Here is a 12,977-nt window from a genome sequence, read left to right on the forward strand (position 1 = left end):
CCCGTCCACACCTGCACAAAAATCACCCAGCCGTGGACACCCCGCGTCCAGGCCTGGGTGATTTTCGTCAGCACCTGGACCTCCGCCGTGCATTCTTTGGCGACGCAAGGAAAGGGGTCGCCCGTCGGGGGCGGAGGCGGGGTTTCGCGGAGCACGGCTCCGCGCCGCCGCAGAGCAAGCTGTCATGGTGCGGGGAGTTCCTGCCCGGGGAGCGCGAGCCGGGCTGACGCTCCCCGGCGGCGCAACACCGCCCTGTAACCTCGCCTGACCATACTGGGCCGCTCGAATGTCTTGGAGCGCTGCCCGATGGATCGTCGTACTTTTCTGCGCAATAGCGGTTTCCTGAGCGTCTCGGTGGCCCTTGGTGGCCTGGCCGGCTGTGGCGGCGGCGGGAGCGACCTGCCGCCCCTGGCCAGCGGTGGCAACTGGAAGTTCCCGCAGAGTGTCGCCTCCGGCGATCCCTCTCCCGAAGGCGCGGTGCTGTGGACCCGGGTGGTGCCCGCCGACGCGGACGACGTGGCCACGGCGACTGGTGCGGGGGACGTGAGCATCCGCCTGATCGTCACCGACGCCGACAACAAGGGCGCCCTCGGCAGCAACGCCGCGCTGGCCGGCCGCCTGCTGGTGGACAGCCGGATCCCGGTGCATGCCCGCTACGACCACAGCCTGCGCAACCGGGTCACCGGCCTGGCGCCGGCCACCACCTACTACTACCAGTTCCAGGCCGGCGAGGTGCGCTCGCGGGTCGGCCGCTTCCGCACCGCCCCGGCCCGCGGCGCCAGCGTGGACCAGTTGCGCCTGATCTTCATGAGCTGCCAGGACTGGAGCGTCAATCACTGGGGCGGCTTCGATCACATCGCCAGGAACGAGGACGCCGAGCTGATCGTGCACCTCGGCGACTACATCTACGAGACCGTCGGCGAGGCCTTCCAGACCGGCGCGGTGGAGTCCCGCCACGGCGCCCTGGTGCTGCCCGACGGCGCCTTCAAGAAAGGCAGCAGCGGCGCGAAATACGCCAACACCCTGGCCGACTACCGCTACCTGTACAAGCGCTACCGGACCGACCCGCGCCTGCAGGCGGTGCATGAGCGCTTCGCCTTCGTGGCCACCTGGGACGACCACGAGTTCTCCGACGACTGCTGGGGCGACGCCACCACCTACGACAACGGCAGCTACGACGCGGCCACCGGCAAGGCCGACAACACCCGCCAGACCAGCCGCCGCCGCGCCGCCAACCAGGCCTGGTTCGAGTTCATGCCGGCCGACGTGAAGCTGGACGAGCAGACCACCGGCTTCGAGACCCTGCGCCTGTACCGGGACATCCAATGGGGCAGGCTGGCCCATCTGGTGGTGACCGACCAGCGCACCTACCGCGCCGACCACATCGTGCCGGAGGCCCTGGTCAACCCGGCCAGCGGCGCGCCCCTGGGCGAGATCGGCGCCCGCTACGTGGTGCCCCAGACCACCCGCGACACCTTCGAGAGCCTGAAGATGGCCGGCGCCAGCGCCGACGACAAGCTGTCCGGCGTGTCCATCCTCGGGCGCAGCCAGCGGGAGTGGTGGAAGAGCACCCTGGCCGCCTCCCCCGCCACCTGGAAGCTGTGGTGCAACGAGGTGTCCCTGCTGCGCATGCAGCTGGACGGCACCGATGCCATCGCCACCCTGTTCGCGCTGCAATCCGTATCCACCCTGGCCGGCAACATCGAGGCGGCCCTGGCATCCACAGGTGGCAATGCCGCCGTGGCCAGCGCAGTCGTGGCGGCGATGACGGCAGGCGCCAGCCAGGCCAGCGCGGTGGCCGGCGCCACCGCCATTGCGAGCGCGGCGGCGGGTTCCGGCAACCCGGTCGCCGCCGGGATGGCGGCCGGCCTCAGCCAGACCCAGGCGGGCATCGCCGCCGCGGCCTTCGGCGCCGCAGCGGCCGCCTCCGGCAGCACCGCCCAGGTCGCCGCCGGGGCCCAGACCATCGCCTTCGGCTACATCAAGCCCGACATCCAGGCCCGGGGCGCCACCTCCAGCTTCGTGCAGGCCTCCGGCAAGGCCGCGGCGCTGCAGGGCTTCTTCACCCGCTTCCTGTTCAACTGCGACCAGTGGGACGGCTACAACGCCGAGCGCAAGGACTTGATGGCCCACCTCAAGTCCGCCGGCATCAGGAACGTGGTGGCCCTCACCGGCGACCTGCACTGCTTCGACGCCGGCGTGGTGATGGACGACCATGACGCCGCCAGCCCCCAGCCGGTGATGGTGGACCTAGTCACCGCCGGGATGAGCTCCGAATCCCTGTTCACCTTCTACGCCGACGCCGTCGGCGCGGTGAGCCCGGACCTCGCCACCCTCATCTACTACCCCCTGTCCGTGCCGGTGAGCGGGGTGGGCACCCTCAACCTGCGCTTCAACCTCTTCGACTACACCATGGCCGGCCACCCGCCGACCCTCGACAGCCTCGCCGAACAGGCCCGTGTGCGCGTGCGCAGCGGTCTCGCCGCCCTCGGCGTTCCCGAGGCCGCGCTGGACGCCACCACCTCGGCCGTCCTCGCCGGCCTCAAGGCCGACCCGGCCTTCTCCACCCAGCTCCTCGGCCTCGCCCAGCAACTGGCCGGCATCTCGAAGAACCCGTGGATCAAGTGGGCCAGCACCGACGCCCAGGGCTACGGCGTGGTGACCATCACCCCCGACGGCCTCAGCTGCGTGTTCAAGACCCTCAACCGGCTGGCCGGCAACCAGGCCCCGGCGAACGTCATCGCCCGCACACTCACCGCCAGCATCCCGGTGAATGCGGCTGCGGTGACGATGAGCGGAGACTGAAGCCACAGGTGGACTCCCGGAGCCTGGATCGACAGGCTCCGGGAGTCTGCAAGAGTGAAACAGTTCATAGGAGGGATGCAGGCCAAGTGTGACCATCCAGGCCAATGCAGATGGAATTCTGCGGCACTGGGGACCGAGTCCCACACAACATGAACCCACTGCTGGTATTGCCCGTCTCCCCGGAGGATCTGCGGCCAGTATCACCCTTCAACCAGACGAGTCCGTGCCCCAGTGAAAAAGCCTGAGCTCCCGGCCCGGAGGGAGCCTCCGGAATCTTCGCGGGCGGGCCGCATCGGGGCAGCGCTCCGATCCGCGCTCCGCGTTTTTCTGTGGTCGGCAGGTGTCCTCGTCGTCCTTCTGATCGCTGCTACCGTCCTCTCCACCCTGGTCATCCTGAAGCTGGGCGAAGGGCTGTGCGACAACACCCCGATTGCGGAATACCCGTCCCCGGAAGGCAGGCGCCGCGTCCTTGTGTTTGAACGCAGTTGTGGCGCAACGACGGGTTTCAGCACCCAGGCATCCCTTCTCGACGCCGACGAAGATCTGGACTCCGGGTCCGGAAACCTGTTCATATCCGACACGGATCACGGCGCGGCGCCAAGCGGGCCTGGCGGAGGGCCTGAACTCTCCGTCGAATGGAAGGACGAGAGATCGCTCGTGCTGGTGCACGACTCCCGGGTGCGTGTGTTCAAGAGCGAGCAGCGCCTGGACGGCGTTCATGTTTCCTATCGACACACCCCCCGCTGGGGCGCCCCGGACACGACGACGTCTCCATGAAGCAACGGACTTGAGCATGAGGATCATGACGAGAAAAGCACTGTTTCCTGCGCTAGCGGCCCTTGCCTGCGCGCTGCCCTTCTCCGGCCCGGCCTTCGCCGAGGGCCCCACGTTCAACTGTGCCAGGGCACAGGGTGAAGTCGAGAAGCTGATCTGCAGCGATCCGGCCCTGGCAGCCTTCGACCGCAAGCTCGATGCGGTCTACAAGGCGGCGCTGGCGAAAGCCCCCGGGAAGCTCGCTGCCCAGTTGCGTGCCGAGCAGCGTGGGTGGGTCAAGGGCCGGAACGACTGCTGGAAGGCCAACGGGCAGCAGACCTGGATCACCGCGACCTGGACCGTCGATACGGTGAGGGCCTGTGTCGATGCCCAGTACCGGCTCCGCACGTCCGGGCTGCAGGCGCTCTGGCGGCTGGTGGCGGCGCAGACCGTCTCCCATGCCTGCCAGGGCAATCCAGCCAATGAGGTGGTGGCCAGCTTCTTCGACACCGATCCGGCAACAATACGGCTGGAGCGCGGGGACCGCAGCGTGACGCTGTGGCAGGTGGGCGCGGCGAACGCCGGCCATTACGAGGGCCAGAACATCAGCCTCGTCCACCAGGACAAGATCGTGAAGGTGAGCTGGCTGGACACCGGCACCGGCAAGACCGACGAACTGCAGTGCACGGCGCGATAGGTCCGCGGAGGCAGGTACGGGCGCCGGCCATGGCATTGCCAATCAGCATAAAAATGGATGAGGATGGAACCTCGTTGCACTCATCCATCCTGAGCCTCCATGCCCATCGCCGATCACCTGGCGGCAGCCCTTCTCGCCACCGGCCTCACCCATGCCACCGGTGGCATGGCGCAGGCCGCCCCGCCTCTAGTTCCCATCCCGGCCATCCAGGGCACCGGTAGTGCCAGCCCGCACCTGGGCGAAACCCTCACCACCGGCGGTGTGGTGACGGCAATCTTCCCCGGCCTCAAGGGTTTCTTCCTGCAAGATCCGACAGGCGATGGTGATCCGGCCACCTCCGACGGGATCTTCGTGTATGTGGACGCCCCCATCATGCCGGCAGGCGTGGCCGTCGGCGCCCACATCCGCCTGGCGGGAACAGTGGCTGAGTTCAATGGCCTCACCGAACTGATCCACCCCGGCGCCGTTACCGTGCGGGGCGGCAGCGCGCCCCCACGCCCGGTGGACGTGTCCTTGCCGGAGCCCGCCTGGGGAGGACTGGAGCGCTACGAGGGGATGCGGGTGCGCATCGTGTCCCCCATGACGGTGGTCCAGAACTCACTCCTCGGCCGCTATGGCCAGCTGAGCCTGTCGGCCGGGGGGCGCCTCGAGAGGGCCACCAACCGCCATCCCCCCGGGTCACCGAGGGCCATCGCCCTGGCCGCGGCAAACCAGCGCGGCCTGCTGGTGCTGGACGACGGCGCCTCCCGGCAGAATCCGGACCCGCCCCCTTACCTGGACGAAGGCGGCACCCTGCGCACGGGCGACACGGTGCGGGGCCATCTGGTGGGCATCCTCGACCAGGGGCTGGCCGGGAACGGCACGCCTGCCACCACCGGCTACCGCCTCCACCCGACCACGACACCGGCGTTCTATCACCGCAACCCGCGTCCGCCCTCACCGGCCCGGGTCGGTGGCACACACAAGGTGGCGAGCTTCAATGTGCACAACTACTTCAATGGCGATGGCCGCGGCGGCGGCTTCCCCACCCCCCGCGGCGCGACCACGGCCGCCGGCTTCGAACGCCAACGGCTGAAGATCATCAGCGCCCTGGCCGCCATCGACGCAGACGTGGTCGGCCTGGTGGAGATCGAGAATGACGGCGACGGCAAGGACAGCGCCTTGCAAGACCTGGTCAGCGGACTCAACGCCGTCATGGGCGCCGGCACCTATGCGGCCGTGGCCGATCCGGTCGAGGGTACGGGTACGGATGCAATCCGGGTCGCCCTGATCCATAAGCCGGACCGCCTCAAGCCGGTGGGAGCGGCGCGCTCCGACCCCGCCCCGGTCAACAACCGGCCGCCGCTGGCCCAGACCTTTGCCACGCCGTCGGGCGAGCGGCTCACCGTGATCGTCAATCACTTCAAGTCAAAGAACTGCGGGAGCGCCAGCGGCCCCGACCTGGACCAGGGTAAGGGCCAGGGCTGCTACAACGCGCGCCGCATGGCGCAGGCACGTCAGCTGAGCGCCTTTGCGGCGCAGATCCAATCGGCATCAGGCAGCCGGAACGTGCTCCTGATCGGCGACCTCAATGCCTACGGCCAGGAAGATCCGGTCAGGCAGCTCAGCGCCGCCGGCTTTAACGACCTGCTGGCCGGGCGCCGGCAACTGCAGTACTCCTATGTGTTCAATGGCGAGGCCGGCTACCTGGATCACGCCCTGGCCAGTGCGTCCCTGGCCCCCCGGGTCAGCGGGGTCGCCCACTGGCACATCAACGCGGACGAGCCGGCCCTCCTCGACGACAGGCAGGCGGAGTGCTTCGACTGCCCACCTGGCCCTGGCGCCGGGACGCCCTATCGCTCTTCGGATCATGATCCCCTGCTGCTCGGCCTGAACCTCACCGGGCGGGCAGGCGCCCCTGCGGCGCGACCGCAGCGCCGCCACCCCTGAAGCACGCAGACCTCAGGCCACCCGCTTCAACACATGCAGCAACTGGTGCTGGGCCGGCCCCAGCACCTCTGCCAGGGTCACCCGGTCGAGGGACTCGAAGAAGGCCTCCAGGGCATCGTTGAGCACCCCCTTCAGCCGGCAGGTGGAGGTGAGCAGACAGCGGCTGGTATCGGTGAAGCACTCCACCAGGGCCAGGTCGGTCTCCATCCTGCGCACCACCTCGCCGACCCTGATCTCCGTTGGCCGGCGGGCCAGGCGCATGCCGCCCCCCTTGCCCCGGACGCCCTCAACAAAGCCATTGCGGATGAGTTGATTGACGACCTTCATCATGTGGCTGCGGGACACCTCGAAGCGCTCCGAAACCTCCTGGATGGTGACCAGGCGCTGTTCGTTGGCGGCCAGGTAGATCAGGGCGCGCAAGGCGTAATCGGTGTGCTGGGTGATGTGCATGGTGGCTCCTTTCAGGGTGCCTGCGGGGCTTCAACCCTTCCATTATAAGGGGAATTTTTTAAGATTCATTTTAATTGACTCTTTAAAAGATGCACCTTAAAGTCCACTTAACCCGATCACAGAACGGAGATGAAGATGGACCCCACAGAGAACCCCAGCCCTTTCCCCAACCCCGGCAAGGTCTTGTTCACCGGACGCTCGATGATGCTCATCGCCGGGCTCGGCATGCTCGCCTCGACCCTGGTCGCCTATCCCTTCGCCGAGCGCTTCAGCCTTGGCACGCAGATCGCCGGACACCTGGCCCTGCCGATCTCGGCGGCCTTCTTCAAGCTCGGCTACGTGATCCGGCTGGCCGCCCACCACGCCCTTGGCAACCTCCAGGCGGGCTGATCCGCCCGTAGGCTTGCGCTCCACCACACAAAGGAAACGCCCATGTTGTCCCTCACCGCCCGCCCGCTGATCGAGGCCACCGTGCCCGTACTGCTCGCCCACGGCGAAGCCATCACCCGCCATTTCTACGAACGCATGTTCAGCCACCATCCGGAGCTGAAGAACCTCTTCAACATGGGCAACCAGGCCACCGGCGACCAGGCCCAGGCCCTGGCCGGATCGGTGTATGCCTTCGCCTCCCACATGGACAAGCCGGCGATCATCGGGCCAGTGCTCGACCGCATCGCCCACAAGCACGTCAGCCTGGGCATCACCCCGGCCCAATACACCATCGTCGGCCGGCACCTGCTGGCCTCCCTTGGCGAAGTGCTGGGCGCCGCCATCACCCCCGACATCGCCGCCGCCTGGGACGAGGTGTACTGGCTGATGGCCACCGAGCTGGTCGCCCGCGAAGCGCGCCTCTACCAGGCCCGCGACTGGCAAGCCGGCCAGGACTGGCCGGAAATGCAGGTGGTGGACCGGGAAGAGGCCGCCGATGGCATCGTCGCCCTGCGCCTGCGCCCGGCCGACGGCAGCCTGCCGGCCGGCTTCATCCCGGGCCAGTACATCAGCGTGGCCTTGCCCATCCCCGCCAGCGGGCTGATCCAGGTACGCCAGTACAGCCTGTCCGACGCTCCCGGCGGCGAGACCTGGCGGATCACCATCAAGCGCGTCCCGCATGGCGAGGGTGCCCCGCCGGGCGCAGTGTCCGGCCAACTCAATGACGTGATCCGGGTTGGCGACACGCTGCGGGTCGGCCCGCCGGCCGGGGATTTCCAGCTCGCCGACGGCGACCGGCCGGTGGTGCTGCTGAGCGCCGGCGTGGGCATCACCCCGATGCTGGCCATGCTCCGCCACCTGGCCGCCACCCAGCCGGCACGCCCGGTCGTGTTTGGCTACGCCACCACCGACCGCCTGCACTTCCCCCACCGTGACGAGGTGCATGCAGCCCTCGGCGCGCTGCAGCAGGCCCGCCAGCACCTGTGGCTGGAGACACCGGACGAAGCCGAAACCGGCGCCCTCACCGGACGCATGGACCTGGACCGGGTGGAAGCGCTGCCCGACGACGCCGACGTCTACCTGTGCGGCCCCCTGCCCTTCATGCAGTTGCAGCGGCGCGCCCTGGTGGCCCGGGGCATCCCGCGGGAGCGCATCCACTACGAAGTCTTCGGCCCCGACCTGTTCGGCGAGCTGGAGTAGGCCCCACTCTCCGCGTCCACTCCCGGCCCCCGCGCCGGGAGGGCGCCACGGGCCAAATACGATACAACTCAATATATTTTCCCCGCAAAAATGTTATACATCGCAACTACCGAGTAACCCATCCGAGGGCTGCGATGCCGACCCGCCATTCCCTGGCCACCCTGTTCGAACCCGCCTCCATCGCCGTGATCGGTGCCTCCGAAGAGGCCCGCTCGGTGGGCCGGGTGATCTTCTCCAACCTGCGTGAGGCCGGCTTCCGCGGCCCCCTGCATGCGGTCAATCCCAAGCATCAGACGGTCTTCAGCCAGCCCTGCCATGCCTCGGTGGAGGACATCGGCGGGCGCGTGGACCTGGCCGTGATCGCCGCTCCGGCGCGGGCCCTGCATGCCATCGTCGAGCAGTGCGGCCGCAGCGGGGTGCGCAACGCGGTGATCGTCACCGCCACCGGCCCGGGTGGCGACGCCCTGGAGAAGCGCCTGCTCGACACCGCCCGCGAGACCGGCCTGCGCTTGCTCGGGCCGGGCAGCCTGGGCATCCTGCGGCCGGACATCGGCCTCAACGCAGCCCTCACCCGCATTGCCGTGGGCAAGGGCGACCTGGCCCTGGTGTCGCAGTCCGGCGCCATGTGCTCGGTGGTGCTGGACTGGGCGGCCACCAACCAGGTCGGCTTCTCGTCGGTGATCTCCCTCAGCTCCACCCTGGACGTGGATTTCGGCGAGACCCTCGACTACCTGGTGCACGACCCGCGCACCCGCCACATCCTGCTCTACGTGGATCACGTGCGCCACGCCCGGCGCTTCATGAGCGCCCTGCGCTCGGCGGCCCGGATCAAGCCGATCATCCTGCTCAAGGCCGGCCGCCACGAGGACGACGGCCCCACCGGCAGCGCCTGCGTGGCCGATGCGGTGTTCGACGCGGCGATGCGGCGTGCCGGGGTGGTGCGGGTCCAGCACATCGGCCAGCTGTTCTTCGCCGCCAAGGCCCTGGCCTCCGGCTTCCGCCCGCGTGAAGCGCCGCTGACCATCGTCACCAACGGCGGCGGGCCCGGCGCCATGGCCGCCGACCGGGCCGGCGACCTGGGCATTCCGCTGGCTGCCCTGTCGGACGACAGCCTGGCCAGACTGGGCCGCCTGATCGCCGGCGAACGGCGCCCCGGCAACCCCCTCGACCTGGGCGGCGACGCCTCGCCGGAGCGCTATCGCGACACCCTGCGCCTGCTGGCCGAAGACCCGGCGGTAGACAACGTGCTGGTCATGCTGTCACCCCACGCCATGACCGATCCGCTGGAGGTCGCCCGCAGCCTCATCGAAGTGGCCGCCGACTCGCGCCTTTGCCTATGTGCCTGCTGGATGGGCGGCGGCCAGGTGGCCGAGGGCCGCAGCCTGCTGGAGCAGGCCGGCCTGCCGGTGTTCCGCTCGCCGGACACCGCCATCGAGCTGTTCCACAACATCTCCCGCTTCTACCGCAACCAGAACCTCCTGCTGCAGGCCGCCGGGCGCACCACCGGCAACGGCCGCAATGGCCCGGCGGGCGCCCGGCTGCTGGTGGAGGCCCTGCTCGGCCAGCGCCGCACGGTGCTGTCCAGCCCCGAATCCAAGACCCTGCTGCGCAGCTTCGGGGTGCCGGTGACTCCGGGCACCCTGGCCCGGGACGCCACCGAGGCCCTCTTCGCGGCGGAGCAGACCGGCTTTCCGGTGGTCATGAAGATCGACTCGCCCGACCTGCCGCGCAAGGCCGACGCCGGCGGGGTGCGCCTCAACCTGGGCGCCGCCGAATCAGTGTGGAGCGCCTTCCATGACATCCTCGCCACCGTGCGCGCCGGCCACCCGGAGGCCCGCATCAACGGCGTGTCCCTGGAGCCCTACCTGCACCGCCCCCACGGCCGCGAACTGCGCCTGTCGGTCTTCCGCGACCCGGTGTTCGGACCGGTCATCGGACTCGGCACCGGTGGTTCGCGGATGGGCCGCAGCGACGAGCAGGCCCTCGCCCTGCCCCCCCTCAACCCGGTGCTGGCCAGCGACCTGATCGACTCCTCCGCGGTGGCCCGCCTGCTCGGCCCGCTGGGCGAGCTGCCGGCCGCCGACCGGCAGGCCCTGGAGGATGTGCTGATCGCCGTGTCCGGCCTGGTCTGCGAACTGCCCTGGCTGAAGAGCCTGGAGATCGATCCGCTGATCGTGGACGAAGCGGGCGCCATCGTCGCCGACGCCCGCATGGTCATCGATCAGGGCCTGCCCGCCGGCAGCGACCGCTACGCCCACATGGCGATCCATCCCTACCCGGCCCACCTCCAGCAGGACTGGAAGATGCCCGACGGCCGCATCGTGCGGGTCCGCCCGATCCGCCCCGAGGACGCCGACCTGGTGCAGATCTTCTTCGACAGCCTGAGCCCGGAGACCCGCTACTTCCGCTTCATGGAGGAGATCGACAGCCTCCCGCCGAGCCTGATCGCTCGCTTCACGCAGATAGACTACGATCGGGAGATGGCCCTGATGGCCACCACCACGGTGGACGGCGCCGAGCGCCTGATCGGCGGCGCCCGCTACGCGCTGGCGCCGGACGGCGAGGCGGTGGAGTTCGCCCTGGTGGTCGGCGATGACTGGCAACGCTACGGACTCGGCCGTCGCCTGATGGGCGCCCTGATCGACTGCGCCCGGGCCCATGGTTATCGCACCATGGTCGGCGACGTGCTCGGCAACAACCCCAAGATGCTGCGCCTGATGCAGGCCCTCGGTTTCACCATCGGCCCGCACCCCGAGGAAAGCGGGCTGCGCCGGGTCAGCAAGGCCCTGCATGGCTGACCCTGGCGGGCCCCGCAGCTAGAACGCCTGGCGATAGCGCTCCAGGCTGTTGAGGGAACCGCACAGAAAGAGCACATCGTCCGGGCGGATCGCAAAGTCGTCACTGAAGGTCACGATGACCTCCTGGCCACGCTCCACCGCCACGATCTTTGCGCCGGTGCGCTCCAGCGCCTCGCTGCGCCAGGGGTGAATGCCAGCCAGCGCGCCAGCCTCCATGCGGCTGAACTTGATGCGGCTCTCGAGGCCCAGGGTCTGCTCGTCGAGCAGGTGATGGGCCAGGATCTGCCCGGCCACCTCACCCACCGAGATCGCGAAATCGGCCCCGGCACGGTACAGGCGGCCGGTGTTGGTGGCGCGCAGCACGCGCACGATGAGGGGCACCTGGGGCGCAAACTCGCGCACCGCGGCGGTGGCAAAGACCGACTCGCCATCGTCGCTGAGGGCCAGAATCACCGCGCTGGCCTCATGTACGCCGGCCTGCACCAGGGTGGCGTGCTCGAGAATGTTGCCGACCACATCCACCCCGGCCGCCGCAGCCCGGTCGATGGTCACGCAGTGCTCGCCGGCATCGCGCAGGATCTCGCGCACCTTGTGCCCCACCGCCCCGAAGCCGGCCACCACGATGGGGCCGGAACGGCGGATCGGCATGGCCATGCGCTCCACCTCCTCGAGCCCACGCGGGGCCCCGACCAGCACCAGGATGGCACCGGGCTCGACCACCGTGTCCGGCCCCTTGGAGGTGGTGAATACGCCGCCCCGCCAGGCGCCGATCACCGCCACGCCATGGGTCTCGCGCAAGCGCAGGTCGCCCAGACGGCGGCCGGCCAGGGAGCTGTTGGGGCGCACCCGGAACTCCCCCATGCCCACTTTCTCGCCGAGCAGGTGCATGCCCTCGGCCGGCGGGCTGATGCGCACGCTGGCCCGTGAGGCCAGGGCCGCCCCCAGCACATGGGAGGGCGTGAACACGTCGGTGGCGCCGATCTGCAACATTGGCGCGCGGTACAGCGGCTCGTCGGCCAGGGCAAACAGCGGCCCGGTGAAGCCCAGCTCACGCACGATCAGAGTGCAGGTGGCATTGCGGTGATCCCCCCCGTTGGCCACCACCGCGCGGGCCTCGCACACCCGCGCCAGCACGCTGGAATCCTCCGCCAGCTGACCGAACACCACGTCATGGCCCCGGTCGCGCAGGTGGCGGGCCTGAGCCAGATCCTCCTCGAAGATCACAAAGGGCGTGGCGGTGCGCTTGAAGTCCTCGAGCAGGGGCTCGATGACCAAGCCATAGCGATAGAACAACACCTTGCCCTCCATCTTGGGCAGCACGTTCGGCAAGCGCACTTCAAAGCGCTCTTCGAAATAAGGCAGCACGAAGACCGGAAAGATCAGGAACACCAGGAACTGACCCATGAACTGGCCGAGGATCACGAACAGCGCCACCAGCGGATGGTTCCAATGGTTGTCGCCGCCATAGCCCGTGGTGGTGAGGGTTTCGGACGCCCACTGGATACTCTCGAGGAAGGTCCGCGGGGTCCCCTCGAGGTGCTCCATGCCCAGCATGTAGATCACGCCCAGCAGCAGCACAGTGGCAGGCAGCACGGCCAGCAGAGCCAGCAGGCGCCGGGTGGATCGCTTGAGTCGGGAAAACATGGATGGTGGCGGGCGGAGAAAACCCTGCTCATGGTGAGGACTTTCCCAGTATCGAGGGCCCCGGGAAGAGGGTCAAGAGCGCGGGAGGCATCGGCAAAGGTGGGTCTGCTCCGTGCACAAATGCCATCAAGACACAAAATTACCCAAATTTGCCACAAGCCTTCGTCCTTTCATCACTTAAGCTCCGGCCTTGTGTAACGAATTGTCATTTGCACCGGCTCAAGCAGCAATGGCGGCGCCACTGCATGACGATCGAACAGAAAACGAAACCG

At 68.7% G+C, this 12,977-nt stretch carries 9 protein-coding genes; 7 read left to right on the forward strand and 2 right to left on the reverse strand.

All coding sequences use genetic code 11. The features are described from left to right. Positions 1-306 precede the first annotated feature (306 nt). The 4 genes from HHL15_RS17175 to HHL15_RS17190 all read left to right on the forward strand — a co-directional run bounded on the left by HHL15_RS17175 (position 307) and on the right by HHL15_RS17190 (position 6,184). Complete coding sequence (locus HHL15_RS17175; protein WP_169147027.1) at positions 307-2,805, forward strand: alkaline phosphatase D family protein; 2,499 nt, start codon at positions 307-309, stop codon at positions 2,803-2,805. Between the two features lie 231 nt (positions 2,806-3,036). After that, positions 3,037-3,582, forward strand: coding sequence for a hypothetical protein (locus tag HHL15_RS17180; RefSeq protein WP_169147028.1), 546 nt, complete (start codon positions 3,037-3,039; stop codon positions 3,580-3,582). 25 nt (positions 3,583-3,607) lie between these two features. Continuing rightward, positions 3,608-4,255 carry a lysozyme inhibitor LprI family protein gene (locus HHL15_RS17185; RefSeq protein WP_169147029.1) on the forward strand — a complete coding sequence of 216 codons (648 nt, stop codon included), beginning with the start codon at positions 3,608-3,610 and terminating at the stop codon, positions 4,253-4,255. 99 nt (positions 4,256-4,354) lie between these two features. Further along, entirely contained in the window at positions 4,355-6,184 is a 1,830-nt protein-coding gene (locus HHL15_RS17190) for an ExeM/NucH family extracellular endonuclease (RefSeq protein ID WP_169147030.1), read from the forward strand. A gap of 12 nt (positions 6,185-6,196) precedes the next feature. On the opposite strand, the gene HHL15_RS17195 is transcribed toward HHL15_RS17190, so the two are convergent. Next, positions 6,197-6,634 (reverse strand): RrF2 family transcriptional regulator, encoded by a 438-nt coding sequence (locus tag HHL15_RS17195; protein ID WP_169147031.1) that lies wholly within the window; start codon positions 6,632-6,634, stop codon positions 6,197-6,199. A gap of 135 nt (positions 6,635-6,769) precedes the next feature. Between HHL15_RS17195 and HHL15_RS17200 the strand changes: the two genes are divergently transcribed. The 3 genes from HHL15_RS17200 to HHL15_RS17210 all read left to right on the forward strand — a co-directional run bounded on the left by HHL15_RS17200 (position 6,770) and on the right by HHL15_RS17210 (position 11,061). Next, positions 6,770-7,024: a hypothetical protein gene (locus HHL15_RS17200; protein ID WP_235943457.1), complete on the forward strand. Its 255-nt coding sequence runs from the start codon at positions 6,770-6,772 to the stop codon at positions 7,022-7,024. Positions 7,025-7,066: 42 nt separating this feature from the next. Continuing rightward, the gene (locus HHL15_RS17205) at positions 7,067-8,263 is read left to right on the forward strand and encodes a globin domain-containing protein (RefSeq protein WP_169147032.1); all 1,197 of its coding nucleotides are present in this window, start codon (positions 7,067-7,069) and stop codon (positions 8,261-8,263) included. A gap of 134 nt (positions 8,264-8,397) precedes the next feature. Continuing rightward, positions 8,398-11,061 (forward strand): bifunctional acetate--CoA ligase family protein/GNAT family N-acetyltransferase, encoded by a 2,664-nt coding sequence (locus HHL15_RS17210; protein ID WP_169147033.1) that lies wholly within the window; start codon positions 8,398-8,400, stop codon positions 11,059-11,061. Positions 11,062-11,079: 18 nt separating this feature from the next. Here HHL15_RS17210 and HHL15_RS17215 read toward each other — a convergent pair whose 3' ends face one another. Then, positions 11,080-12,705, reverse strand: a complete 1,626-nt coding sequence (locus tag HHL15_RS17215) for a potassium channel family protein (protein WP_169147034.1) — start codon at positions 12,703-12,705, stop codon at positions 11,080-11,082. Positions 12,706-12,977 lie beyond the last annotated feature (272 nt).

It is taken from the genome of Zoogloea dura (assembly GCF_012927165.1).
Classification (GTDB): Bacteria; Pseudomonadota; Gammaproteobacteria; order Burkholderiales; family Rhodocyclaceae; genus Zoogloea; species Zoogloea dura.

Bases quoted from the DNA above. Each gene is read 5' to 3' on its own strand.
- HHL15_RS17175 (WP_169147027.1), top strand. From the start codon at position 307: ATGGATCGTCGTACTTTTCTGCGCAATAGCGGTTTCCTGAGCGTCTCG.
- HHL15_RS17185 (WP_169147029.1), top strand. From the start codon at position 3,608: ATGACGAGAAAAGCACTGTTTCCTGCGCTAGCGGCCCTTGCCTGCGCG.
- HHL15_RS17190 (WP_169147030.1), top strand. From the start codon at position 4,355: ATGCCCATCGCCGATCACCTGGCGGCAGCCCTTCTCGCCACCGGCCTC.
- HHL15_RS17195 (WP_169147031.1), bottom strand. From the start codon at position 6,634: ATGCACATCACCCAGCACACCGATTACGCCTTGCGCGCCCTGATCTAC.
- HHL15_RS17200 (WP_235943457.1), top strand. From the start codon at position 6,770: ATGGACCCCACAGAGAACCCCAGCCCTTTCCCCAACCCCGGCAAGGTC.
- HHL15_RS17205 (WP_169147032.1), top strand. From the start codon at position 7,067: ATGTTGTCCCTCACCGCCCGCCCGCTGATCGAGGCCACCGTGCCCGTA.
- HHL15_RS17210 (WP_169147033.1), top strand. From the start codon at position 8,398: ATGCCGACCCGCCATTCCCTGGCCACCCTGTTCGAACCCGCCTCCATC.
- HHL15_RS17215 (WP_169147034.1), bottom strand. From the start codon at position 12,705: ATGTTTTCCCGACTCAAGCGATCCACCCGGCGCCTGCTGGCTCTGCTG.